Origin of the sequence: Curtobacterium sp. MCLR17_051 (genome assembly GCF_003234395.1) — a bacterium.
Lineage (GTDB): Bacteria > Actinomycetota > Actinomycetes > Actinomycetales > Microbacteriaceae > Curtobacterium > Curtobacterium flaccumfaciens.
In genome coordinates, this window is record NZ_QKTA01000015.1 from 80,696 (window position 1) to 106,310 (window position 25,615).

Consider the following 25,615-nt stretch of genomic DNA (forward strand, 5'->3'; position numbering starts at 1 on the left):
GGGAGCACCTGATGGAACAGCACACTGAACAGCGCACGCGACCGCGGGTCGTCACGATCGCCGTGGCGCTCTGGTGGGCGTCCGTCGTCATCAGCCTCGTGGCCGCCGCGCCCGGCATGGTCGTGTCCATGCGCGAAGCCGGCGGTGCGATCATCGGGGCGTCGCTCGGGCTCGTCCTCGTCCTCGCCTGGTCGGCACTGTTCGTGTGGCTGGCAACGCGGATGGGACGAGGCTCCGGGAACGCGCGTCTCTGGCTCGCGATCATCGCCGGGCTGAGTGCCTGCAGCACAGTGTTCGCCATCGCCACCGACGGCGTGGACTGGAGCTTCATCGACGCCGTCTGCGTCGTCGTCGCCGCGGTGCTCAGCTACCTGCCCAGCGCCCGTCCGTTCTTCCCGCGGGACGAACGACGCCCGCGATCAGCGGAACCCCGCACCATCGGGTGGGACCCGACGACGGGCGAGCGCATCTTCGAGACGCCCCCGTCGGGCGACCGCGCGAACTGAAGCGAACCCCCAGGAACAGCCGGAGAACGCCCGTTCCCCATTGTGGGGGTACCGCCGGACTCGGACAGATGGTTCCATTCAGAGGTCGGCATCCTCCGGGTGCCGAACAGCCACGGACCGTCTTGCGTCGCAGTGAAGGTGGTCGCCGCTGGTTACGGTGACCACGAGGTGCCGTCGAGTCGATTCGGGTTCGACACGGCGGCGCCTCCCACACACCGGGGGACCGTCCGACCAGGAAGCAGCACCATGCGATCGCTCGTCTACACCAGCACCCAGACCCGTCCGATCACGGATTCCGAACTCGCCCAGATCCTGGCGGTCGGTCGCGAGAAGAACACCCGGCTTGGCATCACCGGCATGCTCGCGCACCGCGATGACAACTGCATCGGGATCATCGAGGGCGAGGATGACGTCGTCCGGGAGCGCTTCGACCAGGTCCGGGCCGACCCGCGGCACACGAACGTCCGGGTGCTGCTCGACGAGCCGATCGCCCAGCGCTCGTTCCCGGACTGGTCGATGGCGTTCCAGTCCCTCGACCCGCTGATGCACGACGTTCCGGGGTTCAGCGACCTGTTCAGCCAGGGTCGCCCGACTGATCCTGCGTTCGGGGCCTCCCGCGCTCGCGCCCTCCTGGACTGGTTCCGGAAGCACCCGCTGGCACCACTGACGAACCAGAACGCCGCCGACGAGGAAGTCCCGCGCACGCGGGCGATCAACGGTGCGATCGCGGTCATCCACGACGGGGGACTGTCACGCTTCTCGCTCGAGGGCGTCGCGTCCCGGTCGGGGATGCGGCAGGCCGAGATCCTCGAGCTCTTCCCCTCCGAGCACGCACTGCTGGCCGCCGCGGTGATGCGGTGGACCCGCGCGGTGTCGGCACCGCTGCTGCCGCTCGCCGGTGAGAAGGGCACGGTGGCGTTCCTGCACGCGCTGCTCTCCGCTCACGCCGAGGACCCGTCCCTCATGCGCCTGATCGCCGCGACGCTGGCCATCTCGACCGACCCGTCGACGGACGGCGCCGACTACTACCGGTCCGCGTACCTGCAGTTCCGCGAGACCGTCCGCACCGCGCTGCAGGAAGACGTCCGCGCCGGCCGCGAACCGGCGACGATGGACCCGATCCGCGGGGCACAGCAGCTGCTCGCCCTCTACGACGGCATCCGCCTGCAGGCGCTGCTGACGCCGGACACCGACGTCGTCGACGCGTTCGACCGTGCCGCCGCCCGCATGCGCCGCGGCTGGTCCGAGCAGTACGAGGAGACCACCGTGTGGGACATCTCCGCGCCGGCCGCGGACTGACGTTCAGCGCACCAGACGCACGGTCCGGGGGATGGGTCCGAACGCCGACTCGGCACCGTCGGGCGTGAAGCCGTTCCGCCGGTAGAAGGCGTGCGCCCGCGGGTTGTCCGCGGCCACCCACAGTGACGCCGGACGATCGGCGAGCACGGTGTCGAGGAGTGCCTGGCCGGCTCCGGTCCCGTGCGCACGTGCCAGGACGTAGAGCGTCGTCAGCTCCTCGGGGCGGACGGCATCCGGCTCGGGGGTCGTCTGCGCCGCGGCGAAGCCCACGACGCCGGTGCTGTCGAGGGCGACCCGGACGGCTCCTCGGGCGTCAGGGCTCGCGAGCGTCGACCGCCACATGTCGACCCGGCGACCCGCGTCGAACCACGGGCTCGTGTCCGGGTCGTCGACGAACCGGCCGTAGGTCTCTCGCCACGACACCGTGTGCACGTGGGCGATCGCATCCGCATCAGCGAGCGTGGCCGGGCGGATCAGCGTCGAGACATCAGCATCGTTCCCCACTCGATCAGGGTAACGACCGGCGTCCGGTGCTCAGAGCTGGAGGTCCAGGTCGAAGAACCCGGCACCGCCGAGGAACAGCGGCACGATGACCCCGAACAACGTCAGCGTCGCCCCGATCAGGATCGCCGCGAACGCGATGCCGTCACCCCGCTCACCGGTCAGTCGCACGTCCCGGCGCGCGATGAACCCGACGACGAGGCCGCCGATCGGTGCCACGAACGCGAGGGCGATCGCCACCACCGCGAGCAGGCTGAGGGGCGGGAGCGGCACGGCTGCCGATGCGGGGGACCCGGCGGCGCTCGGCGCGGTCTGGTCAGGAGCGAGGTCGGTCACGCCGGTCAGCCTAGGGGCGACGAGGATCCCTCTGCTCACCCCTGACCGAGGTTCGTCACCAGGTTGATGGCGACCGCGATCAGCACCGTCCCGAAGAAGTACGACAGCAGCGCGTGCGGCAACGCCTTCCGCCGGGTCTCACTGTCATCCGGCTCGATCTCTGGTGCCGCGTACGACATGCCGATCGTGAAGGCGAAGTAGGCGAAGTCGCTGTAGGTCGGCCGCCCGTCCTGCTTGACGTCGAACCCACCGCCCCGGTGGTCGAGGAAGAACATCCGGGCGTACTTCAAGGCGTAGACCGTGTTGACCAACGCCCACGCCACCATCGTGCCGAGCACACCCAGCATGACCGCCGCGACCGAGGCCGGATCTCGCGCCTGGCTGGCTTCGCTCAGCGCGAGGACGACGGCGGCGAGACTCGCGAAACAGGCCACGATGAGCGCGTTGTCACTGACCCGTGTCTCGGACTCCTCGCGTGCGAGACGCTCGGTGCCGTCGGCGTCCTGGCGCCAGCACTTGTGCCAGACCTGGACCAGCGCGATCAGGCCGGCCGTGCACCAGGCGGCGAGCGGCCCGAGGGACGGAGCCCCGGTGAAGGTCAGCGCGACCCCGACCAGGACCCCGATCCCCACGATGACGAGCGCCCGACGCGTGGAGAGAATCCGATCGTTCATCGTCGTGCCTTCACGATCGTTCCTTCCCCCTGTCCGCTGCGTGGTCGGTCGTCACACGCCGGGGGTGAAGACGGCGCGGACGCAGCCGTCGTCCTTGTTCTTGAACATCTCGTACCCGCGCGGCCCTTGCGACAGTGGCATCACGTGCGTGGCGAGGTGCTCGGTGCTGATCTCTCCCGCGGCGATGCGGTCGAGGATCATCGGGATGTAGCGGTGCCCGTGCTGCTGAGCGCCGCGGACCGTCATGCCCTTGTTCATTATCGCGCCGAACGGGAACTTGTCGACGAGCCCACCGAAGACCCCGAGCGAGAACAGGCTGCCGCCCTTCCGGCAGGCGTAGATCGCCTCGCGCAGGGCGGTCGGCCGGTCGGTCTGCAACCGCAGCTGCTGCTTGGCCTGGTCGTACAGGTACAGCGGTCCGGTGCCGTGCGCTTCCATGCCGACGGCCTCGATGCACACGTCGGGACCCCGACCGCCGGTGCGTTCCTTGAGTTCCGGGAGCACGGCGTCGCTCGTGTAGTCGAGCGTCTCGGCACCGATGTGCTCGCGCACCTGTCGCAGCCGTTCGGGCAGACGGTCGATCACGATCACCTGCTCGGCGCCGAGGAGCATCGCTGCACGAGCGGCCATCTGGCCCACACCACCGGCGCCCCACACTGCGACGGTGTCACCCGGTGTGATCCCGGCCAGGTCGGCTCCGGTCCACCCGGTGGGTGCGGCATCGGAGGCGAACAGGGCGGCCGTGTCGGACACGCCGTCGGGGACCGTGAACGCCCCCTGATCGGCGTAGGGCACGCGGACGTACTCGGCGTGGCTGCCTGCGAACCCGCCGAGCGCGTGGCTGTAGGCGAAGCAGCCGCCGATCGACGACCCCCACATCGCCTCGGTCAAGCCCGGGTTCGGGTTGCCGTTGTCGCAGAGTGAGAACCGTCCGTGGGTGCAGTACCAGCACTGCCCGCAGGCGATGAACGAGCAGACGACGACCCGGTCGCCCACCTTGTGCTTCGTGACGGCCGATCCCGTCTCGACGACCTCGCCCATGAACTCGTGCCCCAGGACGTCACCGGATCGCATGGTCGGGATGTACCCGCCGAGCAGGTGCAGGTCCGAGCCGCAGGTGGTGCTCAGACGCACCTTCAGGATCACGTCGTGATCGTTGAGGATCTTCGGGTCCTCCACCGTCTCCACCGTGGTCTCGTTGACCCCGGTCCAACAGAGCGCCTTCACAGCACACCCTCCTCGTTGCTCCGTTTCGTCGCCACGTCCACCAACGCGCCGGTGGGTGTGGCCTTCCGTCGGCCGTGGGGGACCGGATCCACCCGGAGCACCTCGCCGACCTCGATGAGTTGCTTCGCCTCACGCAGAGCGGCCCGCAGCCGACCCTGAGAATCCGGGCCGCCGCCTCGGAACCGGGCACGGAGCTCGGTGCCACGATCGCCGGGCGCGGGACGGGCCTCCACCTCGACGTCCTGCCCGAACGCCGTGAGCGGCGCGGGGATCCGCCCGCCTGGCAGCACCGCGTCCTGCCCGCGGTTCACCGTGACCGCGTGCCAGCCGGAACGCGGTTCGGCCAGCACCTTCCGTGCGGGCCCGGGTGCGCCGCGTCGGCGGCGCGAGACGACGACGCCGACGGCGGCCGTGACCATCGCAGCGGCGGCGAGGTTCCGGGCCCTCATCGTGGTGTCCCGGCGAGGAGTCGGTGGGCAGCGGACGCGTTCGCGCCACACCGCCGGGGATTCGTGTGTTCCATCGCGGCCTCCTTGAGTCGCATCGGTGCGGATCAACGGGACGGGAGCGACGACCGCGCGATCGTGCCGGTCGGGACCACGGAGTCGCTCCTGTCGATCCACGATGAGCGTGGCCTCCCTGGCGCCGTCCCGGGTTGTCCGTGATGCGCTGCGGCAGGTGACGGCAGTGAGACGGACGGGAGGCCCGGTGCCAGCTGGCACCGGGCCTCCCGTCCGTCCTGGGGTCGCGTCTCAGACGCGCACGGCGCGTTCGTCGGGAACGCAGTGCGTCATCATCAGGCCCTCGACGTCGCGGGAGCCGTTGTGACCGAGGTTCGCCAGGCGGGCGAGCTCGTCGTCGCTGAGCGTCTGTGACTGCAGCGGGGGCAGGTCCTTGACCTCGTCGAGGGTGATGCTGAGCCCCTCGCCCACGCGACGACCCAGGTCGTCCTCGACCATGTAGAAGTGCCAGAGCATGCGCTCCTGCACCGGACGGGCCGCCTGCGAGATGAGGTCGACGAAGTTCGCGACGAGGTCGTCGCGCTCCCAGTCCTGCAGGAGCAGGTACCGCTGGCCGGCCTGGGTGTAGTCGTTCGTCCGGGGGATCCGCTTGCGGGTGAGACGCCCGACGATCTCCGGTCCTTGGTCGTCGTGGGTCGGGTACTCCGCCTCGCGCAGGCCGCCGGTGATCGACGGCTCGTAGTTGACGTGCGGGTTCTCGCCGCCGTGGTCCTGGTGGTACACCATCTGTCCGTCGCGCTGGTTGGTCGCGACGGCACCGTTCTTCGGGGCGTTCACCGGCAGCTGCAGGTAGTTCGGGCCGACGCGGTAGCGCTGGGTGTCCGAGTACGAGAACGTGCGGCCGACGAGCATCTTGTCGTCGGAGAAGTCCAGGCCGTCGACGAGCACGCCGGTGCCGAAGGAGAGCTGCTCGTTCTCGGCGAAGTGGTTCGTGACGTTGCGGTTCAGGACCATCTTGCCGACGGCCTTCGGCGGGAACTCGTTCTCCGGCCACACCTTCGTGTCGTCGAGCGGGTCGAAGTCGAGCTCCGGGTGCTCGTGGTCGTCCATGATCTGCACACGGAGCTCCCACTCGGCGTACTCACCACGCTCGATCGCCTCGTACAGGTCCTTCGACGCGTGCCCGAGGTCGCCGGCCTGCACGGCGGCGGCGTCGGCCTCGGTCATCGAGGACACGCCCACCGACGGGATCCAGTGGTACTTGACGAGCTTGGTGTCACCGTCCGCGTTCACCCACTTGTAGGTGTTCACGCCGAAGCCCTGCTGGGTGCGGTAGTTCGCGGGGATGCCGCGCGGGCTGAACAGGTTGACGAGCATGTGCATCGACTCGGGGGTCTGCGACATGAAGTCGAAGATGCGCGCCGGCTCCTGCCGGAAGGTCACGGGGTCGGGCTTGAGGGAGTGGATGACGTCGGGGAACTTGATGGCGTCGCGGATGAAGAAGACGCCGAGGTTGTTGCCGACGAGGTCCCAGTTGCCGTCCTCGGTGTAGAACTTCACGGCGAAGCCGCGCGGGTCGCGGGCAGCCTCGGAGGAGTCTCTGCCGCCGATCACGGTGGAGAACCGGATCGCCAGGTCGGTGCGCTTGCCGGGCTCCTGGAACAGCTTCGCGCGGGTGTATTTCGCGATGGGTTCGTCACCCCACGTGCCGGTGGCCTCGAAGTACCCGAAGGCGACGGCACCGCGGGCGTGCACGACCCGCTCCGGGATCCGTTCGCGGTCGAAGTGGCTGATCTTCTCGAGGAACTGGTAGTTCTCGAGCGTCGCCGGGCCACGGGCCCCGACGGTGCGCTGGTTCTGGTTGTCGGAGACGGGGTGGCCCTGGCGGTTCGTCAGGATGCGGCGGTCGTCGCCCTCGGCGGGCGGTTGGCTGGAGACGTCGGTCATGTCTCGTCCTCTCTGCGGTCGCGGTCGGCTCGGGTTCCCGACCGAGTGTGGACCGGGGCGCGGGCACGCCCTCTCAGCGGCGTCGAGGACGCGGACGAGGACCGGTCGCCGGTGCGGCCGCCGCTGACGACCCGTCAGTACTCCGCCGCTGACGGCCCGTCAGTACGAGGTGCGACCGGTGGCTGCTTCGCCGAGCACCGCGGCCGCGCCGTGGGCCAGCAGGGTCCCGTCGGTGACGACGGCGACGCGGTCGAACCCGAGCGCGCGGAGCCGTTCGGCGCGGGCCAGGTCACCGGCGAAGGCGCCGGTGTGCTTGCCCGCGCGGCGGGCTGCGGCGACGATCGCGGGGAGGGGGTCCGTGGCGCTGTCGGCGTCGAGCAGCTCGCGCAGATCCACGCCGAGTCCGATCGACAGGTCGAAGGGGCCGACGAACACCGCCGAGACGCCCGGGGCCGCCAGGATCTGCTCGGCGGCACGGAGGCCCTCGGGTGTCTCGAGCATCACCCACACCTCGGGGTCGGCAGCGGCGGCGGATGGTGCCGCACCGCCCCAGAGTCCTGCCATCGGCCCCCAGCTCCGTCGGCCCCGCGGTGGGTAGTGCGCGGCGCGGACGGCGTGCTCGGCCTGCTCGACGGTCTCGATCATCGGGACGATCACGATGTCGGCACCGAGGTCGAGCGCACGGCCGATCGCGGCGTCCGAGCCCTCGGCGACGCGAATCGCGACGGGGACCTGCGGAGCGACCGCGGCGAGCGCCGGCATCGTCGCCAGGAGTGTGGCGTCGTCGAAGGCGCCGTGCTGGGCGTCGAGGCCGAGCCAGGCGAACCCGTTCTGGGCGATCTGGGCGGTGGTGCGGGGTTCGCCGAGCGTGCACCACACGCCGTCGGCGCGGCCGTCTCCGAGTGCTGGCACCGTGGTCCTCCGTCTGGTCTGCCGTCGCGATCGCCGGTGGTTCGTCGTCCGGCGCGTCAGGCTACCGCCCGCGGAGCGCTCGTCGCGCACGCGGCGTCGCCGGGGACATGGCCGGGCCGGGGGATGGCCTCATGCGCACGCATGGGACATGGACAAGTGCTCACCTTCGGGTGTAGTCCTGTGCGCAGGACGCACCGCACGGGCGATCACAGGTCGCCAGCACCCACCAGCACCACAGCACCAGTCGGGACCTGCAGGGAGGTCGGACGGACATGCGTGACGAACGTGACGTCGGCCAGCGGACTGGCTCGCTTCCGCAGGGCGGCGACCGGATCCGGGTGGCGTTCGGGATCGTCGGCGCGGTGGGCGTGCTCGCCGGACTGGCTGCGATCGTCCTGCCCCACGCGACGCTGTTCGCGGTGTCGTGGGTCTTCGGGATCTACCTGGTCGTGTCGGGGGCGGCGCTGGTCGTCCGGGGACTCCAGGTGCACCCTCGGGTCTGGTGGCGTCAGGCCGGGCTGGTGGTCCTCGGGGCGCTGGTCGTCGCAGGCGGTGTCGTCGCGATCGTGTTCCCGCCGATCGGGGCGCGGTGGGTTGCGCTTCTGCTCGGGTTCGCCTGGATCCTCGAGGGCATCGCACTCATCTACGCACCGTGGGTGGGCCGCCGTGCGCTGACCGTGGTGCTCGCCGTGCTCAGTGTGCTGAGCGGCATCCTGGTGATGAACCTGCCGGGCCTCGGCGCGCTGGTGACGGTGGCCGCGGTGGGGAGCGTGCTCATCGTGTTCGGTGTCGTCCAGCTCGTCGTCGCGTTCAGCTGGCCGCGTCCGGAGGGGGAGCGGACCGGCCTGCCGGTCCCCGGCCCCTGATGCTCGCCGTCCGCTGGGAGCAACAGGGACCGAAGTCGTGGGTGGCGCGCGACCACGGGACCAGCCTGGGGCTCGTGCTGCACGTGCGTGAGCGGTTCCTGGCGTTCGACCAGGACGACCGCCCGCTCGGGAGCGCGGCGTCCCTGGCGGCGGCCCAGCAGCTCGTCGCCGGTGCCGTCCGCGCGAGTGCCCCGGCCCGGCGGGACACCGTCGCGGTCGTGCTGTCGGTGCTCGCGGCGCTGACCGTCGGGGGAGCGGCCGTCGTGCTCGCCGCCCGCGCCCTGATCTGAACGGCGCCGTGCGGGTCACTCCGAGCCCACCGGACGGTGTACCCACTGCCGGAGTGCGGCCGTGACCGCGACGGGGTCCTCCCACGGCGCGAGGTGCCCGACGTCGTCGAGCACGATGACCTCGGGGTGCCCCGGCAGCGCCGTCTGCAGGTCGTACGCCTGGCGCAGGGGGATCCAGGGGTCCTGCCGCCCCCACCCGATCCGGGTCCGGCACCGCACGGAGCCCAACAGCTCGGCCACAACCCGGGTGTCGTCGGGGGTCAGCGCGGCGATCTGGAGTGAGAACGCGACCTGCCCCTCGGGGCCGGCCCACGGCCGCGCCAGGGCCTCGAGGTCCACCGGCGAGAAGCCCCGCGCCGAGGCACCGTCGATGTACTGCCGCACCAGGGCGGCGTGCAGGTCGCCGGGGAGTCGGTCGAAGACGTCACGGTGCTCCGCCACCAGCCGGAAGAACGGAGACCCCCACGGGTCGAGCACGACGGCGTCCCAGAGGAACAGGCTCGCGTACTCGGCACCGTGCAGCAGGTGCGCCCGGAGTGCCACGGCGCCGCCCACGTCGTGTGCGACCAGGTGGGGTCGGTCGAGGCCCCACCGGTCGAGGAGCGCGCCGAGACGGGTCGCCTGCGCTCGGAGCGTGGCGTCCACGGTCGGCCCGCGGTCCGAGTCGCCGTACCCGGGCATGTCCCAGACGAACACCCGGTGGTCCTGCGCGAGCGCCCGGCCGACCTCGGCCCAGACCGCCGACGACCAGGGGGTGCCGTGGCACAGGACGACGTCGCCGCGTGCCGGTCCTGCCGGCTCGAGGACCCTCGTGGCGATGGTCGTGCCATCCACGACGACCGGGACCGGAGCGGGGAGGCGGACGGGGACGGGGAGGGGCGCTCGGCGTGGCAGCATGGTCGCACGCTAGGACCTCAGGTCGACCTGAGGTCAAGAGGAACGAACGGGGCACGGTGCGGATCGGTGCAGCAGCTCGGCGGGTCGGCGTCGAGGTCCACGTGCTGCGGCACTGGCACGACACGGGGGTCGTCGTCCCCGATCGAGCGCCGTCGGGTCACCGGGAGTACTCCGAGGAAGACGTCCGTCGCCTGCAGGTCGTCCGGGCCTGCCAGGGCGTCGGCATGAGCCTGGCGGAGATCCGGCTGGTGCTCCGACGCAGTGCACCCGACCGGTCCGGCGTGATCACCGAGCGTCTCCGTCAGATCCGGGCGCAGCGTGACCAGCTGGCCGATGCCGAGCGGTTCCTCGAGCACGTGATCGACTGCACCCACGACCTGCTGACGCGGTGCCCGTCGTGCTCCGCCTACGCCTCCTCGGGCACGCGGCTCCGGTCGGTGCCCTCCGCACCGGTACCGTTGCGTCCGTGAACGACGACCCCGATGCCGCCATCGCCCAGCACGTCCACGACGCCTGGGACGGTTCCCTGCGCCTGGTGCACATCACGATCTCGGACGAGGACGGTGACGCCTACCCCGGGCAGGACGTCGACCGGTGGGTGATCGACGTCCGCGTCCCGATCACCGACGACGACGAGACCGAGGCGGTCTCCGTCGCCGAGGTCACCGCCTTCACGAGCCGTGCACCGGAGTCGCTCGAGGCCCTGGTGCTCGGCTACCAGGTCTCCGACGTCGCGGGGTCCTTCGCGTCCGCCGTCGCCGCGCAGGACGCGACGGGGGAGACGTTCTTCTCGCTGCAGACCCACGCCGCCGAGATGCTCGGCAAGCCCGACCTGCTCGCCGTCGACCGGCTCACGGTCCGTCCCGCGTACCGGGGGCTGCCCGGACTGGTGCCGGCGATCGTCGACGCCGTCCGCCACGGACCGGCCGGTCGCACCGCATCGTGGGTGCTCACGGACCCGACGGTGTGGGACGTGCCGTTCGGCGAGGACGACCGGTCCGCCGGCGCGTTCGTGCAGTGGGCCGACACCGCGGTGCTCACCTCGATGAACGCCGCGCCGGACGACCTGGAACACCTGTCGCTCGTGCCGCCGGCCGGTGGCATCGTGATGGGGTCCCGGGCGGACGAGGTGCACCTCGGCGACGCGATCGACCACGCGATGACGCAACCCGCGATCGCGGTGCCGTTCGACCTGCCGCCGAAGCTCCCCGCCAGCATCTGGGCCGCCGCGCCCGAGGACGTCCACGGCGTGCACCCGGACGAGACCACCGGGTCGATCACGGTGGAGACGCACGACGAACAGCTCGAGGTCGTCGGTTCGCCCGGCACCGCACCGCAGCTCGTGGGGATCTCGGCCTCGGCCGACGCCGCGACCCAGGAGTGGCTGCGCACCGTGCACCAGCGCTGGTGGCAGTACGAGCCGGACCTGCACGCCCGCATCCACGACGTCGTCGACGAGTACCTGTCCACCGGACACATCGAGTCGGCGTCGGACGAGCTCGCCGGGCACCTGCACGCACCCGACCTGCCGCCGTACCGGACGGAGTGGCCGGGCACCGGCACCGTCCTGCTCGAGGAACTCGGCGAGGACACCGAACCCATCGTCTTCGACGCCGTGCTCGAGGACGGCACCCGGCACGAGCACATCGGCGTGGTCGTCGTGCACGAGTCCGGACACGTCCGCGCGTTCCTGCACGACGAGTGGGAGCCCGGGTTCCCGGCCGCCGAGGCCGCGGTCGCGCACCTCATCAGCCTCGGTGCTGGCGAGTTCTTCGCGGACGCCCTGCACGACGAGCTGTCAGCGGGTGTCGAGCACGCGATCCTGACGGGGGACGTCCGCGGTCACTGACCGGGCCGCCCTGGGTCGGCTCAGACCGGGCGGTAGATCGCGATCGGCGGGGTGTCGTCGTCGCCGGCGTCGTGGGCGTCGCCCGTCGCGAGCCAGGTGCGACCCTCGTGCTCGATCGTGGTCGGCAGGTCGCCGTGCACCAGGATCCGGATCGCGGGGGCGTCGCCGTCGACCAGGTCGACGCCGTGGGCCTCGGTCCCGCCGGGATTGTCGTGCACGTAGCTCATGGTCCGATCGAACTCCGTCGACCTGACGGACCGCCCGCGCCGCGCCGGACACGCCCGGAACCTTCACCGGAACCGGTGATGCCGCCCTTCTTCGGGTAGAGTCATCTCCGCACGGCCAGGACGGCGTGTGAATGCGGATGTGGCGCAGTGGTAGCGCATCACCTTGCCAAGGTGAGGGTCGCGAGTTCGAATCTCGTCATCCGCTCAGAACAGGAAGACCGGAACCCCCGTCGCTCGGAAGAGCGGCGGGGGTTCCGTCGTTGCGGGGCGTCGCGGCACCGAAGGCGTGGGGGCCCAGCGGGCGCAGGCTTCGGGTTCCCGCGCCCACCGGGCGCGGAGGCGACCCTGCCCCCACTGGCACGCGCCGGGTGGGTGGCCCGGCGCAGTTCCGAGGATGTATCCGGAGCCGTCCCCCGTTCGGGTGGGAACCGGATCCAGGGTTGCGGGAACCCGCAAGAAACCCGCACGACCCGCCGCGCGAGCCTTGTGCTACTCGATGCTGCCCGGTATAGATGCCGACATCGTGCGGGCGCCGGGCAACCCGACCCACCGCCGGGCCCCGGATTCCACGACCGTGACGAGCACCGTGTCGCACCCGCGGCAGCGCGCCACCGACCCCATGGCGGTGCGGTAGACGGTGGTCTGCCCGAGCACCCCGAGCGACCCGCACCCGGCGCACAGCAGGGCGACCACGGTCGGCTCGGGTCCCAGGCTGTCGGCCAGTGTCCCCGCCAGCGCGTTGCCGTCCACGACGACCATCAGTTGCCCCCGAACCGTTCGGCGCGCACGTCGCTGGTGTCGTGCCCGAGCTCGGTGAGCCAGCGCAGCACCTGCTCGACGAACGGCGTCGACCCGCACACGTAGACCAGGGCGCCCGCGTCCGGCGGGAACACCGCGGCAGCGAGGGCGTCCCGCGTCAGCCGACCGGCCGGCACGGTCGAGCCGGGAGGCGCGGTGCGGCTGTACACGTGGGTCACCTCGAGCGGTGCCCGGCTCGCGAGCGCCTGGTCGAGTTCCGCAAGGAAGAACACGTCGTCCGGTGTGCGGACGGCCGCGAGGAGCCGGAAGGGCGCCGGGTCGTCCGCCTCGGCGTGGGCGGTCACCATCGCGACGAGCGGCACGATGCCGGAGCCGCCGGCGATGAGCTGCACCGGACGGGTGGACCCACCCGGCCGCCAGACGAACCAGCCGCCCAGGGGTCCGTGGACCTCGAGCGCGTCGCCGACCTCGACGGCGTCGACGAGGAACGGCGAGACCTCGCCGCCGTCCACCCGGTCGACCGCGAGCACGACGTCGGTCGCGGGGCCGGCCGACGCGATCGAGTACGAGCGCTGTGCCTGGTAGCCGTCCTCGGCGGTCAGTCGCAGGTCCAGGTGCTGCCCGGGGTCGTTGCCCGGCCAGGTGGGGACGTCGAGGACGATCCGGCGCGCGTTCGTCGTCTCGCGGCCGACGGACGCGACGGTGGCGGCGTGCCAAGCCGGCCGCCTGCGGGTGGCGGGACGAGCGACGGGGGTGATCCGTGCCTCCAGGCCGGTGTCGGGGAGCGTCACCAGTACCGCTCTTCCTTCCACGGGTCGCCGTGCAGGTTGTAGCCCGCGTTCTCCCAGAAGCCGGGCTCGTCGTCGGACTGCATGACGATGCCGCGCACCCACTTGGCGCTCTTCCAGAAGTACAGGTGGGGGACCAGCAGGCGGGCGGGCCCACCGTGCTCGGGCGTCAGGGGCTCGCCGTCGGCCTCGAAGGCGATCCAGGACTTGCCGTCGAGCAGCTCGTCGAGCGGGACGTTGGTCGTGTAGCCGCCGTAGCTGTGCACCATGCAGTAGTCGAGTTCGGTCTCGACGTCCTCGAACAGGCGGTCGAGCGGGACACCCCGCCACGGCATGTCGAGCTTGGTCCAGTGCGTGACGCAGTGGATGTCGACGGTGACGTCCTCGACGCCGAGTGCGTGCACCTCGTCCCAGGTCCACTGGTGCAGGCCGGACTCGGTGCGGATCGAGAAGGCCCAGTCGGTCGGCTCGATGTCGGGCGTCGCCCCGGCGGACAGGACGGGCCAGTCGCGGACCAGGGTCTGACCGGGCGGGATGCGGGTGTCGTCGCGGTCTTCGCGGCGACCGCCGAACCCGCGGGTGAACGTGGCCATGGTCCTCCTCGGGGACGTCGGTGCGTTCCCGATCATGCCGTGTGCCGGGCGGTGCCGTGTAACGGGTTGGTAAACGTTCCACCCGTGTACGGAACGGTCGTGCGCGGCGGCGGATCCGCGCGGGCTCGCCGATCGGGTCGGACGCGGTGGTGACCCACGCGTCAGGAGCGGGCTTGGGGGATCGGCCGAGGACCTCTATCGTTCACCGGAACGATTACAGGAGGGGTCACCCCGAATGCAGCCCATCGTCCCCGAACCCCGCAATGCCCACGGTCCGAGCCGTCGGGCGCTCATCACCGGCGCCGCCGGTCTGGCCGGCCTCGGCCTGCTCACGCTCGCCGGATGCAGCTCCGGTGCGACCGCCGGCACCCCCACGATCCCCGAGGCCGCGGCCACCGGCGTCGCCCGTCGCGGCGGACGCCTGCGCATCGCGCGACCCGCCGCGTCCGCCGCCGAGACCCTCGACTCCGCGAGCTCGCTGTCGGCCTACGAGTACCTCGGCGCGCTGTACAACCGGCTCGTCAAGCTCGACCAGCAGGGCACCCCGGTACCGGACCTGGCCGAGGAGTGGTCCGCGAACGCCGACGGCACCGAGTGGACCTTCGCGCTCCGCCGGGGCGTGACCTTCCACGACGGCTCCCGCTTCACCGCCGACGACGCCATCGCGAGCATCCGGCACATCCTCGACGAGAAGACCGGCAGCCCGCAGGCCGGCGTGCTCGGCGAGGTCATGGACGCCGACTCGATGCGCGCCGTCGACCCGTACACGCTCCGCTTCTCGCTGACGAAGCCGAACGCCGAGTTCCCGTCGCTGCTCACCGCCTACCAGTGCTACATCGTGCCGGCCGACGCCATCGCCGACATCGGCCGCACCGGGATCGGGACAGGGCCGTTCCGGCTGTCGTCGTTCACCCCCGCCGGTGCCGGCAGCGTCGAGGCGTTCCCGGACCACTTCGCCGGCCGCCCGGCGCTCGACGGCATCGACTTCTACTCGATCCAGGACACCACCGCGCGGGTGAACGCCCTGCTCGCCGGGCAGATCGACCTCATCTCGCAGACCAACCTGGACTTCGCGACCGCCCGGGTCGTGTCGGCGTCCGACCGCGCCACCGTCGCCCGGTCGAAGAACGCCCAGTGGTACACGATCCCGATGCTCGCCACGAGCGACGAGTTCAGCGACCCGCGGGTGCGCCAGGCGATGAAGCTCGCCTACGACCCCCGGAAGATCGTCGACACCGCGCTGCAGGGCACCGGTTCGGCAGGCTGGGACAACCCCGTGCCGCCGCAGCTCGCCGCGTTCGTCGACGACCATCGCGAGTACGACCCGGACAAGGCCCGGGCGCTGCTCAAGCAGGCCGGGCGCGAGGACTTCCGCGCCGCGATCTACACGTCGAGCTACGAGTCGGTGTTCACCCCGATGGCCGTCGCCTACCGCGACGCCGTCGCCGACGCGGGCATCCGTCTGACCGTCCGCAACGCGAGCTCGGACTCGTACTACACGCAGATCTGGATGCAGAAGCCGCTCATGGTGAGCTACTGGTTCACGGGGCGGCCGATCGACCAGCTGCTCAACCAGATCTTCCGCTCGGGGTCGTCGTACAACGAGAGCGCCTGGTCGAACGAGACCTTCGACGGGCTGCTCGACGACGCCCGCGCCGAGATGGACGACGCCAAGCGGCTCAGCCTGTACCAGGACGCCCAGCGGCTCGTCGTCGAGGACGGTGCCGACATGACGCCGATGTTCGGCGACCGGCTCGTGGGGTTGTCCCGCGACGTCGTGAACTACTCGGAGTACGGCTTCGAGTTCGACTACCTGCGGATCGGACTGCGCCGATGACGACCACGAACACGCCGTCGGACGTCCTCGTCCCCGTCCTCCGCCGCGTCGGCATCGCCGTGCTGACGGTGGTGCTCGCCTCGCTCTTCGTGTTCCTCGCGGTGCAGGCGCTCCCCGGTGACGTCGCCCAGCAACTGCTCGGGCAGAACGCCACCCCCGACGCCGTCAAGCAACTGCGCGAGACCCTCGGCCTCGACCAGAACGTCTGGCTCCGCTACCTGCAGTGGCTCGGCGGCGCCGTGCACGGCGACTTCGGCACCTCGCTCGTCAGCGGCGAACCGGTCGCCCCGACGCTGTTCACGGCCTTCCGGAACAGCATGCTCATCGCCGTGCCCGCGATGCTCGTCGGCGTCACGGTGTCCCTGACGCTCGGTGTCGTCGCCGGTGTCCGCCGCGGCCGTCCGAGCGACAAGGTGATCTCGATCGTCAGCCTGGTCGTGATGAGCGTGCCGGAGTTCATGGTCGCCACGGTGCTGGTGCTGCTGTTCGCGATCGGCCTGCCGGTCTTCCCCGCCGTCGTGCTGCGGGGGAGCGACGCCACCGTCGCCGAGCTGCTGCCCACCATCTGGCTGCCGATCATCGTGCTGACGCTCGCGATGGCCGCCTACATCGTGCGGACGGCCCGCTCGTCGACCATCGACGTGATGGCGTCGGAGTTCGTCACGACGGCCGAGCTCAAGGGCCTGACGATGCGCCGGGTGGTGTGGAAGCACGCGGTCCCGAGCGCCCTGCTGCCGACGCTCAACGTCGTCGCGCTCAACGTCGCGTGGCTGCTCGGCGGTGTCGTGGTGGTCGAGAACGTCTTCAACTACCCGGGGATGGGCAAGCTCATGCTCGAGTCGGTGTTCAACCGCGACCTGCCCACCATCGAGGCGATCGCCCTGCTGAGCGCCCTGATCTACGTCGTCTGCAACCTTGCTGCCGACCTCGTCGCGCTCGCACTCGACCCGAAACTGCGGACCCGCCAGCGACGACCGCGCACGCGCACCCGCAGCGCCCGCAGCACCAGGAAGGCCGCCGCATGACCGCCACCGCACCCCGCCGCCGCGTCGGACGCGACGTGCTCGCCGGCGCGATCGCACCCCTGCGCGGGTCGACGGCGCTGAGCATCGGCCTCGGCCTCATCGCCCTGCACGTCGTCCTCGCCCTGCTCGCGCCGGTCATCGCCGGGCACGACCCGGTCGCCACGAACGCGGGTGACGTGCTCGCCGGTCCGACGTGGACGCACTGGCTCGGCACCGACCAGTACGGGCGTGACGTCCTCTCCCGCACGCTGAACGGCGGCCGGTACGCGCTGTCCGTGACCTTCCTCGCCACCACGATCGCCGTCGCGGTCGGCACCGTGCTCGGCTGCGTCACGGCCTACGCCGACAACTGGTTCGACGAGGTCGTCATGCGCGTCGTCGACGCCCTGCTCAGCGTGCCGTCGATCCTCGCGCTCCTGGTCGTCGTGACGGTCTTCGACGCCGGCCTCTGGGTCATCGTCCTCGCCGTCACGGTCGTCTACGCCCCCGCGGTGACCCGGGTCGTCCGCGGCGCCGCCCGCACCGTGATCACCCAGGACTACGTCACCGCGGCCCGCGCCCGGGGCGAGCGGCCGCTGTCGATCGTGTTCCGCGAGATCCTGCCGAACGTGCTCGACGTCGTGCTCGTCGAGTACGCGATGCGGGCCTCGTGGATCGTGCTGCTCGTCGCGTCCCTGTCCTTCCTGGGCTTCGGCGCGAACCCACCGACCCCGGACTGGGGCCTGATGGTGCAGGAGAACCGCACCGCGCTCACCGTGGTGCCGCTCGGCACCCTCGCCCCGATCGTGGCCCTCGCCACGCTGGTGATCGGACTGAACCTCGCGGCCGACGGCCTGAGCAAGTCGCTCGGCGTCGACCGCGCCAAGCAGGGAGTCAGCGCATGACCCGCACCGACACCGGCACGACGTCCGCCGCGACGGCGACCGTGCCCGACGCGATCGTCCGCGTGGACGACCTGTCCATCTCGTACGCCGCCGGCAAACGGCGCGTCACCGTCGTCCGGGGCGTCTCCTTCGCGATCGAGGCCGGTCGCACCCTCGGCCTGGTCGGCGAGTCCGGCAGCGGCAAGTCGACCGTCGCGCGGACGCTCCTCGCACACCTGCGCGCCGGGTCGGCGATCGACGGCGGGACGGTCCGCGTCGACGGTGCCGACGTGTTCGCCCTGTCTCCGGCCGGCCGCCGGGCGCTCCGCGGCGGCACCGCCTCGGTCGTCGCCCAGAACGCCGGACAGGCGCTCACCCCGTCGATGCGCGTCGGCGAACAGATCCGCGAGGCCCTCCGCGCCCACGGCGAGCCCGACGGCCCCGAACGGGTCGCCGAGCTGGTGCGGCTGGTCCGGCTGCCGGACCCCGACGGGATCGTCCGCCGGTACCCGCACCAGTTGTCCGGCGGGCAGCAGCAGCGCATCGCGATCGCGATGGCCGTCGCCGCCCGGCCGCGCGTGCTCGTCCTCGACGAGCCGACCACCGCCCTCGACGTGGTCACGCAGGCCGCGGTCCTCGACCTGGTCGCCGACCTCGGTCGGCAGCTCGGCATGGCCGTCCTGCTCGTCAGCCACGACCTCGGGGTGGTGTCCGCCATGGCGGACGAGATCGCCGTGATGCGCGACGGCGAGGTCGTCGAGCACGCCGCCACCGCGGCGCTCTTCGCCGCGCCGCAGCACGAGTACACGCGCGCCCTGCTGGCCGCGGTGCCGGACGGGCGACGGCCTGGGCCCACGTCGCCGGTTCCGGATCGACGCGCCAGCGGCGAGTCGGCCGTGCCGATGGGGAGAGGAGCGGATCGCGACGCCCTGGACGCGACCGCCCCCGGGACGGTCGGCTCCACGGCCACCGGCACCGTGCCTCCCGAGCGCGCAGCCCGCCCCGTGGTGACCGCGGACGACCTGGTGATCCGCTACGGCCGCGGCCTGCCGGCCGCCGTCGACGGGGTCTCGTTCACGATCGCCGCGCACGAGACGCTCGCCGTCGTCGGCGAGTCCGGCAGCGGCAAGTCGACGCTCGCGACGGCGCTGGCCGGCCTGGTGCCGGCCGAGTCGGGGACGTTCACGTACGACGACGGCACGACGAGCGGCGACCTGCGCGAGCCGATCGCCGGCCGCGCGCCCGCCCTGCGGCGTGCCGTGCAGCTCGTGTTCCAGAACGCGGACACGTCGCTCAACCCGCGGCGCACCGTGGGTGCAGCCGTCGCGCGGCCGCTCCGGTTGTTCAGCGGCTCGTCCTCGCGCGAGCGCGTCGGGGCACTGCTCAGCCAGGTCGGGCTCGGGCCGGAGTTCGCCGACCGGCTGCCCGCGCAGCTGTCCGGTGGGCAGCGGCAGCGCGTCGGGATCGCGCGCGCACTGGCGGCCGAGCCGTCGCTCGTGATCGCCGACGAGATCACCACCGCGCTCGACGTGCAGGTGCAGGCGGGGATCCTCGCGCTGCTGGCCGACCTGCAGCGCGAGCGGGGCCTCGCCTGCCTGTTCATCAGCCACGACCTCGCCGTGGTGCGGGGTGTGGCGGACCGGGTCGCGGTGATGACCGGTGGTCGGATCGTCGAGATCGGACCGACCGAGCGGGTGTTCACCGGCCCGAACCACCCGTACACGTCGACGCTGCTCGCGGCGACGCTCGAACCCGGCAGCACGACCCTGCCCGACGTCGGTGACGGGGTGCCGCGCTGGCGGCACGCCGACGGCTGGACCGACCACGGCGACGGACACCGCACCCGCAACTGGGAGGACGCATGACCACCGACGACGGCACCGACCACGGCACCGCCGCCACCACCTTCACCGCCATCGGCGACCCTGGCTCGCTGCCCGCGGGCGTGACGGTCCGCGACGAGTGGATCCCGATGCCCGACGGTGTCCGGCTGCACGCCCGGATCTGGGCGCCGTCGCAGTCGCCGACGCAATCGGGTGCGCCCAGCGACCCGACGCCGGTGCTGCTCGAGTACCTGCCGTACCGGCTCGACGACTGGACCGCACCGCGCGACTCGGAGCGGCACCCCTGGTACGCCCAGCACGGGTACGCCTCGGTGCGGGTCGACATCCGCGGCACCGGTTCGTCCGACGGGTTCTTCGACGACGAGTACAGCGAGCAGGAGCTGCTCGACGGTGAGGCCGTGATCGCCTGGCTCGCCGAGCAGCCGTGGTCGACCGGCGCCGTCGGCATGTTCGGCATCTCGTGGGGCGGCTTCAACGCGCTGCAGCTCGCGGCCCGGGCACCCGCCGCACTCAAGGCCATCGTGACGGTCTGCTCGACGGACGACCGGTACGACAACGACGTGCACTACGTCGGCGGCGCCGTGCTCGGCATCGACATGGCGGCCTGGGGCGCGACGATGTTCGCCTTCAACTCCCGGCCGCCCCGGCCCGAGGTCGTCGGCGCCGGGTGGATCGACCGCTGGCGGGAACGCCTCGAGGCGAACCGCCCGATGACGCCCGTGTGGCTGGCGCACCAGGAGCGCGACGACTACTGGCGGCACGGCAGCGCGGCCGAGGACTACGACGGCATCCGCGCCGCGGTGCTCGCGGTCGGTGGCTGGGCGGACCCGTACCGGGACGCCGTGCTCCGGCTCGTCGACCACGTCAGCGCCCCCGTGAAGGGCATCGTCGGCCCGTGGTCGCACCAGTACCCGGACCGTGGGCTCGCGCCTGGTCCGTCGATCGGGTTCCTGCAGGAGACCCTGCGGTGGTGGGACCGCTGGCTGCTCGGGGTGGACACCGGCGTCGAGGACGACCCCGCACTGCGGGCCTGGATCAACGAGGGCGAAGCCCCCGCGCCGTACTACGCCGGTCGCCGCGGTCGCTGGATCGGTGCCGAGGCGTGGCCCTCCGCCGCGACCCACGAGCGCGTCCTGCCGCTCGCCGCCCTGCGGGGCGGTGACCTCGGACCGGTCGTGGTGCGGTCGCCGCAGCACACCGGCGTGGACGCCGGTCGGTTCTTCCCCTTCGGCAACGCCACCGACCTGCCGCCGGACCAGCGCGCCGAGGACGGCCGGTCGGTCACCTTCGACCTGCCCGTCGGCAAGGCGTTCGACCTGCTCGGCAACGTGCTCGTGCGGTTGTCCGTCACGAGCGACCAGCCCCGGGCCACCCTGACCGTCCGACTCTGCGACGTCGCACCGGACGGTTCGTCGACGCTCGTCACACGCGGGGTGCTGAACGCCGCGAAGCGCGACGGCATGGACCGCGACGACGTGCTCGTACCCGGGACGCCCGCCGAACTGCCCGTCCGCCTGGTCTCGACCGGACACCGGTTCGCCGCCGGACACCGGCTGCGCATCGCGGTCTCCTCGTCGTACTGGCCGTGGGTGTGGCCGCACGGCGTCGAGGCCACCGTGACGATCGACCCGACCGCCTCGAGCGTCACCCTGCCCACCTGGACCCGGTCGACCGACGACGGGGTGGTCTTCGCCGAGCCCGAACGGTCCGAGCCCCTCGTGATCGAGCGCGTCGCGCCGGCCGACCCGCTGCCGCAGCGCACGGTGACGCACGACGTCGAGACGGGGGAGTGGACGCTCGACGTCGACCCCGGGTACGGCGGCGGGCGCGTCTACCCGGACGGCCTCGTGTTCACCGAGGACGCCCGCGAGACGTACCGGATCCGCTCCGACGACCCGACCAGCGCACGGGCGAGTTCCCGTTGGGCGATCGGGCTGGCGAAGCCGGAGTGGGCCGCGCGCCTCGAGACGACCTCCGAGGTCACCGCCGACGCCGACACCTTCCACGTCGTCAACACCGTGCGCGCCTGGGCCCGCGACGGCGGACCCGAAGAAGCCGAGGTGCTCGTCACCGAGCAGACCTTCGTCGACGACGTCCCACGGACGTCGGCGTGACCGCGGCGGCACGGGTCCGGCAGCGGCCGGAGGTCCGACGCGCGATGATCGTCGAGGCCGCCCGCGCGGTGATCGTCCGGAACGGCGTCGGTGCCACCGGGCTGCGTGACATCGCGGCCGAGGCCGGCGTCTCCGTCGGCACCGTGACGTACCACTTCGGCAGTGTCGCGGAGATCCTCAACGAGGTCGTGGTGCTCGAGACGGAGCGCTTCTACGGCGCCATCGTCGCGGCCGTCGACGCCCAACCCGACGTGCTGGTGGGGCTGCGGATGCTCGTCGCACCGCTGTTCGGCGACACCGAGCAGGTCCGGCAGCACTGGCGGATCTGGTCCGACTACTGGACCGCGGTGGTGCGACGGCCCGAGGTCGCGGCCGAGTACGCCGAACGCATCCGCGTCTGGGAGGCGTGCCTGGTGCGGGTCATCCGGCGCGGGGTGGAGGCCGGGGTGTTCGTCGACGTCGATGCCGACACCGTCGCGCTGCAACTCGCCGCGTACAGCGACGGCGTCGCGACGCAGATCGCCCAGGGCGTCCCGGGGCTCACGAACACCGTCGCCCTGTCCTGGATGTGGCGGTTCCTGTCGCACGAACTCGGTGTGCCCGCTGTGGACATCGCCGGAACCGGTCGTTCCCCCTTGTGATGAGGTAAGGCTTCCCTTACCGTTGCCACATGGCACGGACCCGGCGACAGCCCAGCGAACGCATCCTCATCGCGGGCGGTGCCGAGGACCTCGTCGAGATCCACCGCCAGCTCGAGGAACTCCCCGAGAACGCGTACGGGCAGGTCTTCGTCGAGGTCGCCCTCGACGAGCAGATCCGCATCCTGCCGGCTCCGCCGCGCGTCACCGTCACCTGGCTGGTCCGGAGCGCCCGCAGCTCGGCCGTCGCCCCGCTGGTCTTCGCGGACCACGGCGAAGCCCTGGCACACGCCCTGACCGGCTGGGCCGCCGAGTGGTGCGTGACGGGCTGCGAGCCCCGCACCTCGGTCTGGATCGGGTGCGCGGACAGCCCGTGGACCGAGCGCGCACGGTCCATGGTGCAGCTCGAACTCACCGACGCCGGCCAGCAGGTCCAGGTCGAGTACGGCGGGTAAGGGCAGCCTGCTCTTCCTTGCGGCATGCAAGAGAGGCGGGCATGGTTGTGACCATCGGCAGCACCGCGCCGGTCCGGACAGGGCCAGGCACGCGGGTGTAGCCACGACGGAGGAGGAAACGACATGACCACGCAGAGCAGCACCACCACCACCAGCACCAGCACCACGTCCCCGTTCTCGACCACGCCGGAGCTCGCAGCCGGGGTCGCGCAGTTCCTCGCCCCCGTCGTCATCGACCTCGAGGCGCTCGTCGTCAACGGCAAGCAGGCCCACTGGCACGTCCGTGGCCGCAACTTCGTCGGCGTGCACGAGCTCCTCGACGAGATCGTCGAGCACGCGCAGGACTACGCGGACAAGGCTGCGGAGCGCATCGTCGCCCTCGGCCTGCCGGTCGACTCGCGCATCGCTACCGTCGCCGCGAACACCACCCTGCCGCCGCTGTCGCAGGGCTTCCAGAACTCGGACGTCACCATCACCGAGGTGATCGCCCAGATCGACGCCGCGCTGCTGCAGGTCCGCCGTGCGGTCGACGGCCTCGACGAGGTCGACCTCAACAGCCAGGACGTCGCGATCGAGATCGAGCGCGCGCTGACCAAGGACCGCTGGTTCCTGCAGGCGCACCTCGCCGCCTGAGTCGCGACCACACCTCTGACGGGAGGCCCGGTGCCACTGGCACCGGGCCTCCCGTCCGTCTGCGGTCACATCTCGGGCCCGCACCTCACGCGGACGGCGTGACCAGCCCGCTCTCGTAGGCCAGCACGACGGCGTGCACCCGGTCCCGCAGCTGCAGCTTCGCCAGGACCCGGCCGACGTGGGTCTTCACGGTCTGCTCCGCGATGAACAGCTCCGCCGCGATCTCACCGTTCGACCGCCCCCGCGCCATCAGCAGGAACACGTCGCGCTCCCGGTCGGTCAGCACGTCGAGCACCTCGGTCCGCGGGGCCGTCGGCTGCGGACCGGCGACGAAGGCCTCGACGAGGTGCCGGGTCACCCTCGGTGCGAGCAGGGAGTCGCCGGCTGCGACGGTCCGCACGGCCTGCACGAGCTCCTCGGCGCTCGCGTCCTTGAGCAGGAACCCGCTCGCCCCGGCACGGAGCGCGTCGAACACGTAGTCGTCGATGTCGAACGTCGTGAGCATCACCACGCGGACGGGCGACTCCGCGGGCGCCGCGGTGATCCGCCGGGTCGCCTCGATCCCGTCGAGCTCCGGCATCCGGACGTCCATCAGGATCATGTCCGGCCGGAGCCGGATCGCCATCACGACCGCCTCGGCCCCGTTCGCGGCCTCGCCGACGACCTCGACGTCGTCCTGGGCCTGGAGGATCGCCCGCAGTCCGACACGGAACATCTGCTGGTCGTCGACCACCATCACCCGCGTCATCGCGTTCCCCCGTCGCCCGTCGGCTGCGACGTGGTCGCGGCGGGCCGGGTGGGCAGGCGGACGGCGACGCGGAAGCCGCCGTCCGGGTCCGGCCCGTGGTCGATGGTGCCGCGGAGCGCGGCGACGCGCTCGCGCATCCCCGCAAGGCCGAAGCCGCCGTCGTCCGGCGGCGCACCGGGCACGCTGCCGACCGGTGGCGCGGTGTTGGCGACCTCGACAGTGAGGGCCGGCCCGTGCCTCCCGACCGTCACGACGGTGGTCGCACCGGGCGCGTGCCGGGCCACGTTGCCGAGAGCCTCCTGCACGACCCGGTACACGGTGAGCTGTGCGAGCCGGTCGACGTCGTCGAGGTCTGGGTCGAGCCCCTCGTCGAGTCGGAGCTCGACGGGGATGCCGGCCGCGCGGGTGGCCTGCACGAGCGCGTGCAGGTCGGCGAGCCGCGGCTGCGGTGCGCGCTCGGCGTCGGCGTCGCCACGCAGCGTGCCGAGCAGCTGCCGCATCTCCCGCAGGGCCGTGCGCGAGGTCTCGGCGATCGCGGCGAACTCGGTTCGGGCCTCCGGCGGCAGGTCCGCGACGCGGTACGGGGCGGACTCGGCCTGCATGTGCACGACGGACATGCTGTGGGCGACGACGTCGTGGAGCTCACGGGCTATCCGGGAGCGCTCCTCGACCGTCCGGCGTCGGGCCTGCTCGAGCTCGGTGTCGCGGCGGGCGGCGGCGAGCTCCTCGCGCACGGTCCGGCGCTGCCCGATGACCACCGCAGCGGCCGCCACGACGAGGGTGTCGCCGGCACTCACCACGAAGCTCGTCGCCCAGACGTCGACCTGCCCCCACCGGTCGGGCGTCACGCCGGTGAGCAGCAGGGTGAGCAGCGTCGCCGCGACCCAGACCACCGCGGTGAGCAGCCAGGTGGTGCGGACACCCAGCACGACGAGCAGCACGCTCAGGCCGATGATGCTCGTGACCGAGACCGGCCAGGGCCCGACGGTGCCGGGTGCCGTCAGGATGCCGAGGCCGGCGAGGGCGGCGAGGTGCGCGACCGACGCCGTGCGGGGGACGAGCGGTGCGAGGCCGATGCTCGCCGACAGCACGGCGGTCGCGAGCATCGCGAGCGGCACGGGGACGCCGTAGAACACCGCGGTCACGGGTGCGGCGACGGCGAACAGGGACACCACGACGACGACGAAGCCGATCTGCACGGCCGGCCGGACCCAGGCGGGTCGGGGCTTCGGGACGACGGTCACGGGCGGGCGGTCTCTCCGGTTCGGACGAGGCAGGGCTCGGGGGCGATGGCGATGGCGGTGGCTGTGGCGGGTGTGGCTGTGG

28 protein-coding genes and 1 tRNA gene are annotated in these 25,615 nt (G+C 71.9%); 15 read left to right on the forward strand and 14 right to left on the reverse strand.

The window, feature by feature from the left end; translation table 11 throughout:
• Positions 1 to 11 precede the first annotated feature (11 nt).
• Positions 12 to 506: a hypothetical protein gene (locus DEJ06_RS12990; RefSeq protein ID WP_111039565.1), complete on the forward strand. Its 495-nt coding sequence runs from the start codon at positions 12 to 14 to the stop codon at positions 504 to 506.
• A gap of 246 nt (positions 507 to 752) precedes the next feature.
• Complete coding sequence (locus DEJ06_RS12995; RefSeq protein ID WP_111039566.1) at positions 753 to 1,805, forward strand: BLUF domain-containing protein; 1,053 nt, start codon at positions 753 to 755, stop codon at positions 1,803 to 1,805.
• A 3-nt stretch (positions 1,806 to 1,808) separates the two neighbouring features.
• On the opposite strand, the gene DEJ06_RS13000 is transcribed toward DEJ06_RS12995, so the two are convergent.
• From DEJ06_RS13000 to DEJ06_RS13030, 7 genes are all read right to left on the reverse strand, one after another.
• Positions 1,809 to 2,309 carry a GNAT family N-acetyltransferase gene (locus DEJ06_RS13000; RefSeq protein ID WP_111039567.1) on the reverse strand — a complete coding sequence of 167 codons (501 nt, stop codon included), beginning with the start codon at positions 2,307 to 2,309 and terminating at the stop codon, positions 1,809 to 1,811.
• A 30-nt stretch (positions 2,310 to 2,339) separates the two neighbouring features.
• Positions 2,340 to 2,642, reverse strand: a complete 303-nt coding sequence (locus tag DEJ06_RS13005) for a DUF4190 domain-containing protein (RefSeq protein WP_111039568.1) — start codon at positions 2,640 to 2,642, stop codon at positions 2,340 to 2,342.
• A 35-nt stretch (positions 2,643 to 2,677) separates the two neighbouring features.
• Positions 2,678 to 3,316: a DUF1345 domain-containing protein gene (locus tag DEJ06_RS13010; RefSeq protein ID WP_111039569.1), complete on the reverse strand. Its 639-nt coding sequence runs from the start codon at positions 3,314 to 3,316 to the stop codon at positions 2,678 to 2,680.
• A 51-nt stretch (positions 3,317 to 3,367) separates the two neighbouring features.
• Positions 3,368 to 4,543: a zinc-dependent alcohol dehydrogenase gene (locus tag DEJ06_RS13015; protein ID WP_111039570.1), complete on the reverse strand. Its 1,176-nt coding sequence runs from the start codon at positions 4,541 to 4,543 to the stop codon at positions 3,368 to 3,370.
• Complete coding sequence (locus DEJ06_RS13020) at positions 4,540 to 4,992, reverse strand: hypothetical protein (protein WP_146245861.1); 453 nt, start codon at positions 4,990 to 4,992, stop codon at positions 4,540 to 4,542. Before DEJ06_RS13020 ends, DEJ06_RS13015 begins: the two co-directional genes overlap by 4 nt.
• A gap of 303 nt (positions 4,993 to 5,295) precedes the next feature.
• Positions 5,296 to 6,951 carry a catalase gene (locus DEJ06_RS13025; protein WP_111039572.1) on the reverse strand — a complete coding sequence of 552 codons (1,656 nt, stop codon included), beginning with the start codon at positions 6,949 to 6,951 and terminating at the stop codon, positions 5,296 to 5,298.
• A 159-nt stretch (positions 6,952 to 7,110) separates the two neighbouring features.
• Positions 7,111 to 7,863, reverse strand: coding sequence for an HpcH/HpaI aldolase/citrate lyase family protein (locus tag DEJ06_RS13030; RefSeq protein WP_181436846.1), 753 nt, complete (start codon positions 7,861 to 7,863; stop codon positions 7,111 to 7,113).
• Between the two features lie 272 nt (positions 7,864 to 8,135).
• On the opposite strand from DEJ06_RS13030, the gene DEJ06_RS13035 reads away from it, so the two are divergent.
• Together DEJ06_RS13035 and DEJ06_RS13040 are read left to right on the forward strand one after the other, a co-directional pair.
• Complete coding sequence (locus DEJ06_RS13035; protein WP_111039574.1) at positions 8,136 to 8,729, forward strand: HdeD family acid-resistance protein; 594 nt, start codon at positions 8,136 to 8,138, stop codon at positions 8,727 to 8,729.
• The gene (locus tag DEJ06_RS13040) at positions 8,729 to 9,019 is read left to right on the forward strand and encodes a hypothetical protein (protein ID WP_111022873.1); all 291 of its coding nucleotides are present in this window, start codon (positions 8,729 to 8,731) and stop codon (positions 9,017 to 9,019) included. The genes DEJ06_RS13035 and DEJ06_RS13040 overlap by 1 nt, the downstream gene beginning before the upstream one ends.
• 15 nt (positions 9,020 to 9,034) lie before the next feature.
• On the opposite strand, the gene DEJ06_RS13045 is transcribed toward DEJ06_RS13040, so the two are convergent.
• Positions 9,035 to 9,916: an alpha/beta fold hydrolase gene (locus tag DEJ06_RS13045; RefSeq protein ID WP_111039575.1), complete on the reverse strand. Its 882-nt coding sequence runs from the start codon at positions 9,914 to 9,916 to the stop codon at positions 9,035 to 9,037.
• Positions 9,917 to 9,972: 56 nt separating this feature from the next.
• On the opposite strand from DEJ06_RS13045, the gene DEJ06_RS13050 reads away from it, so the two are divergent.
• Together DEJ06_RS13050 and DEJ06_RS13055 are read left to right on the forward strand one after the other, a co-directional pair.
• Complete coding sequence (locus tag DEJ06_RS13050; protein WP_111039576.1) at positions 9,973 to 10,386, forward strand: MerR family transcriptional regulator; 414 nt, start codon at positions 9,973 to 9,975, stop codon at positions 10,384 to 10,386.
• Positions 10,383 to 11,765: a hypothetical protein gene (locus DEJ06_RS13055; protein ID WP_111039577.1), complete on the forward strand. Its 1,383-nt coding sequence runs from the start codon at positions 10,383 to 10,385 to the stop codon at positions 11,763 to 11,765. Before DEJ06_RS13050 ends, DEJ06_RS13055 begins: the two co-directional genes overlap by 4 nt.
• Positions 11,766 to 11,785: 20 nt before the next feature.
• Here DEJ06_RS13055 and DEJ06_RS13060 read toward each other — a convergent pair whose 3' ends face one another.
• Complete coding sequence (locus DEJ06_RS13060) at positions 11,786 to 11,992, reverse strand: hypothetical protein (RefSeq protein ID WP_027465565.1); 207 nt, start codon at positions 11,990 to 11,992, stop codon at positions 11,786 to 11,788.
• Positions 11,993 to 12,125: 133 nt separating this feature from the next.
• On the opposite strand from DEJ06_RS13060, the gene DEJ06_RS13065 reads away from it, so the two are divergent.
• Positions 12,126 to 12,197: transfer RNA gene (locus tag DEJ06_RS13065), tRNA-Gly, on the forward strand.
• Positions 12,198 to 12,481: 284 nt separating this feature from the next.
• Here the strand turns inward: DEJ06_RS13065 and DEJ06_RS13070 are convergent.
• Genes DEJ06_RS13070 through DEJ06_RS13080 form a run of 3 tightly spaced genes read right to left on the reverse strand, consistent with a single transcriptional unit; the run spans position 12,482 to position 14,132 of the window.
• A complete protein-coding gene (locus DEJ06_RS13070; protein WP_111039578.1) occupies positions 12,482 to 12,751 on the reverse strand; it encodes a DUF6510 family protein in 270 nt (89 codons plus the stop codon).
• Complete coding sequence (locus DEJ06_RS13075; protein WP_111039579.1) at positions 12,751 to 13,542, reverse strand: ferredoxin reductase; 792 nt, start codon at positions 13,540 to 13,542, stop codon at positions 12,751 to 12,753. Before DEJ06_RS13075 ends, DEJ06_RS13070 begins: the two co-directional genes overlap by 1 nt.
• A complete protein-coding gene (locus DEJ06_RS13080; protein WP_111039580.1) occupies positions 13,539 to 14,132 on the reverse strand; it encodes a molybdopterin-dependent oxidoreductase in 594 nt (197 codons plus the stop codon). Before DEJ06_RS13080 ends, DEJ06_RS13075 begins: the two co-directional genes overlap by 4 nt.
• Positions 14,133 to 14,367: 235 nt before the next feature.
• On the opposite strand from DEJ06_RS13080, the gene DEJ06_RS13085 reads away from it, so the two are divergent.
• From DEJ06_RS13085 to DEJ06_RS13120, 8 genes are all read left to right on the forward strand, one after another.
• On the forward strand, positions 14,368 to 15,969 hold the full coding sequence (locus DEJ06_RS13085) for an ABC transporter substrate-binding protein (protein WP_111039581.1): 1,602 nt from the start codon (positions 14,368 to 14,370) through the stop codon (positions 15,967 to 15,969).
• Positions 15,966 to 16,994, forward strand: coding sequence for an ABC transporter permease (locus tag DEJ06_RS13090; protein ID WP_111022881.1), 1,029 nt, complete (start codon positions 15,966 to 15,968; stop codon positions 16,992 to 16,994). The genes DEJ06_RS13085 and DEJ06_RS13090 overlap by 4 nt, the downstream gene beginning before the upstream one ends.
• Positions 16,991 to 17,878 (forward strand): ABC transporter permease, encoded by an 888-nt coding sequence (locus tag DEJ06_RS13095; protein WP_111039582.1) that lies wholly within the window; start codon positions 16,991 to 16,993, stop codon positions 17,876 to 17,878. The genes DEJ06_RS13090 and DEJ06_RS13095 overlap by 4 nt, the downstream gene beginning before the upstream one ends.
• Positions 17,875 to 19,722 carry an ABC transporter ATP-binding protein gene (locus DEJ06_RS13100; RefSeq protein WP_111039583.1) on the forward strand — a complete coding sequence of 616 codons (1,848 nt, stop codon included), beginning with the start codon at positions 17,875 to 17,877 and terminating at the stop codon, positions 19,720 to 19,722. Before DEJ06_RS13095 ends, DEJ06_RS13100 begins: the two co-directional genes overlap by 4 nt.
• Positions 19,719 to 21,815 (forward strand): CocE/NonD family hydrolase, encoded by a 2,097-nt coding sequence (locus tag DEJ06_RS13105; protein WP_111039584.1) that lies wholly within the window; start codon positions 19,719 to 19,721, stop codon positions 21,813 to 21,815. The genes DEJ06_RS13100 and DEJ06_RS13105 overlap by 4 nt, the downstream gene beginning before the upstream one ends.
• Positions 21,812 to 22,456, forward strand: coding sequence for a TetR/AcrR family transcriptional regulator (locus DEJ06_RS13110; RefSeq protein WP_111039585.1), 645 nt, complete (start codon positions 21,812 to 21,814; stop codon positions 22,454 to 22,456). The genes DEJ06_RS13105 and DEJ06_RS13110 overlap by 4 nt, the downstream gene beginning before the upstream one ends.
• A 29-nt stretch (positions 22,457 to 22,485) precedes the next feature.
• A complete protein-coding gene (locus tag DEJ06_RS13115) occupies positions 22,486 to 22,908 on the forward strand; it encodes an SIP domain-containing protein (RefSeq protein ID WP_111039586.1) in 423 nt (140 codons plus the stop codon).
• Between the two features lie 123 nt (positions 22,909 to 23,031).
• Positions 23,032 to 23,541 (forward strand): Dps family protein, encoded by a 510-nt coding sequence (locus tag DEJ06_RS13120; protein WP_111039587.1) that lies wholly within the window; start codon positions 23,032 to 23,034, stop codon positions 23,539 to 23,541.
• Between the two features lie 85 nt (positions 23,542 to 23,626).
• Here DEJ06_RS13120 and DEJ06_RS13125 read toward each other — a convergent pair whose 3' ends face one another.
• Both DEJ06_RS13125 and DEJ06_RS13130 read right to left on the reverse strand, forming a co-directional pair.
• Positions 23,627 to 24,289 (reverse strand): response regulator transcription factor, encoded by a 663-nt coding sequence (locus DEJ06_RS13125; protein ID WP_111039588.1) that lies wholly within the window; start codon positions 24,287 to 24,289, stop codon positions 23,627 to 23,629.
• Entirely contained in the window at positions 24,286 to 25,533 is a 1,248-nt protein-coding gene (locus DEJ06_RS13130; RefSeq protein WP_111039589.1) for a sensor histidine kinase, read from the reverse strand. Before DEJ06_RS13130 ends, DEJ06_RS13125 begins: the two co-directional genes overlap by 4 nt.
• Positions 25,534 to 25,615: the final 82 nt, after the last annotated feature.

Excerpts from the sequence above, each read along its gene's own strand:
- DEJ06_RS13010 (WP_111039569.1), bottom strand. The coding sequence starts at position 3,316 with ATGAACGATCGGATTCTCTCCACGCGTCGGGCGCTCGTCATCGTGGGG.
- DEJ06_RS13095 (WP_111039582.1), top strand. The coding sequence starts at position 16,991 with ATGACCGCCACCGCACCCCGCCGCCGCGTCGGACGCGACGTGCTCGCC.
- DEJ06_RS13020 (WP_146245861.1), bottom strand. The coding sequence starts at position 4,992 with ATGAGGGCCCGGAACCTCGCCGCCGCTGCGATGGTCACGGCCGCCGTC.
- DEJ06_RS13120 (WP_111039587.1), top strand. The coding sequence starts at position 23,032 with ATGACCACGCAGAGCAGCACCACCACCACCAGCACCAGCACCACGTCC.
- DEJ06_RS13060 (WP_027465565.1), bottom strand. The coding sequence starts at position 11,992 with ATGAGCTACGTGCACGACAATCCCGGCGGGACCGAGGCCCACGGCGTC.
- DEJ06_RS12990 (WP_111039565.1), top strand. The coding sequence starts at position 12 with ATGGAACAGCACACTGAACAGCGCACGCGACCGCGGGTCGTCACGATC.
- DEJ06_RS13070 (WP_111039578.1), bottom strand. The coding sequence starts at position 12,751 with ATGGTCGTCGTGGACGGCAACGCGCTGGCGGGGACACTGGCCGACAGC.
- DEJ06_RS13045 (WP_111039575.1), bottom strand. The coding sequence starts at position 9,916 with ATGCTGCCACGCCGAGCGCCCCTCCCCGTCCCCGTCCGCCTCCCCGCT.
- DEJ06_RS13100 (WP_111039583.1), top strand. The coding sequence starts at position 17,875 with ATGACCCGCACCGACACCGGCACGACGTCCGCCGCGACGGCGACCGTG.
- DEJ06_RS13125 (WP_111039588.1), bottom strand. The coding sequence starts at position 24,289 with ATGACGCGGGTGATGGTGGTCGACGACCAGCAGATGTTCCGTGTCGGA.
- DEJ06_RS13105 (WP_111039584.1), top strand. The coding sequence starts at position 19,719 with ATGACCACCGACGACGGCACCGACCACGGCACCGCCGCCACCACCTTC.
- DEJ06_RS13040 (WP_111022873.1), top strand. The coding sequence starts at position 8,729 with ATGCTCGCCGTCCGCTGGGAGCAACAGGGACCGAAGTCGTGGGTGGCG.
- DEJ06_RS13035 (WP_111039574.1), top strand. The coding sequence starts at position 8,136 with ATGCGTGACGAACGTGACGTCGGCCAGCGGACTGGCTCGCTTCCGCAG.
- DEJ06_RS13025 (WP_111039572.1), bottom strand. The coding sequence starts at position 6,951 with ATGACCGACGTCTCCAGCCAACCGCCCGCCGAGGGCGACGACCGCCGC.
- DEJ06_RS13080 (WP_111039580.1), bottom strand. The coding sequence starts at position 14,132 with ATGGCCACGTTCACCCGCGGGTTCGGCGGTCGCCGCGAAGACCGCGAC.
- DEJ06_RS13090 (WP_111022881.1), top strand. The coding sequence starts at position 15,966 with ATGACGACCACGAACACGCCGTCGGACGTCCTCGTCCCCGTCCTCCGC.
- DEJ06_RS13115 (WP_111039586.1), top strand. The coding sequence starts at position 22,486 with ATGGCACGGACCCGGCGACAGCCCAGCGAACGCATCCTCATCGCGGGC.
- DEJ06_RS13085 (WP_111039581.1), top strand. The coding sequence starts at position 14,368 with ATGCAGCCCATCGTCCCCGAACCCCGCAATGCCCACGGTCCGAGCCGT.
- DEJ06_RS12995 (WP_111039566.1), top strand. The coding sequence starts at position 753 with ATGCGATCGCTCGTCTACACCAGCACCCAGACCCGTCCGATCACGGAT.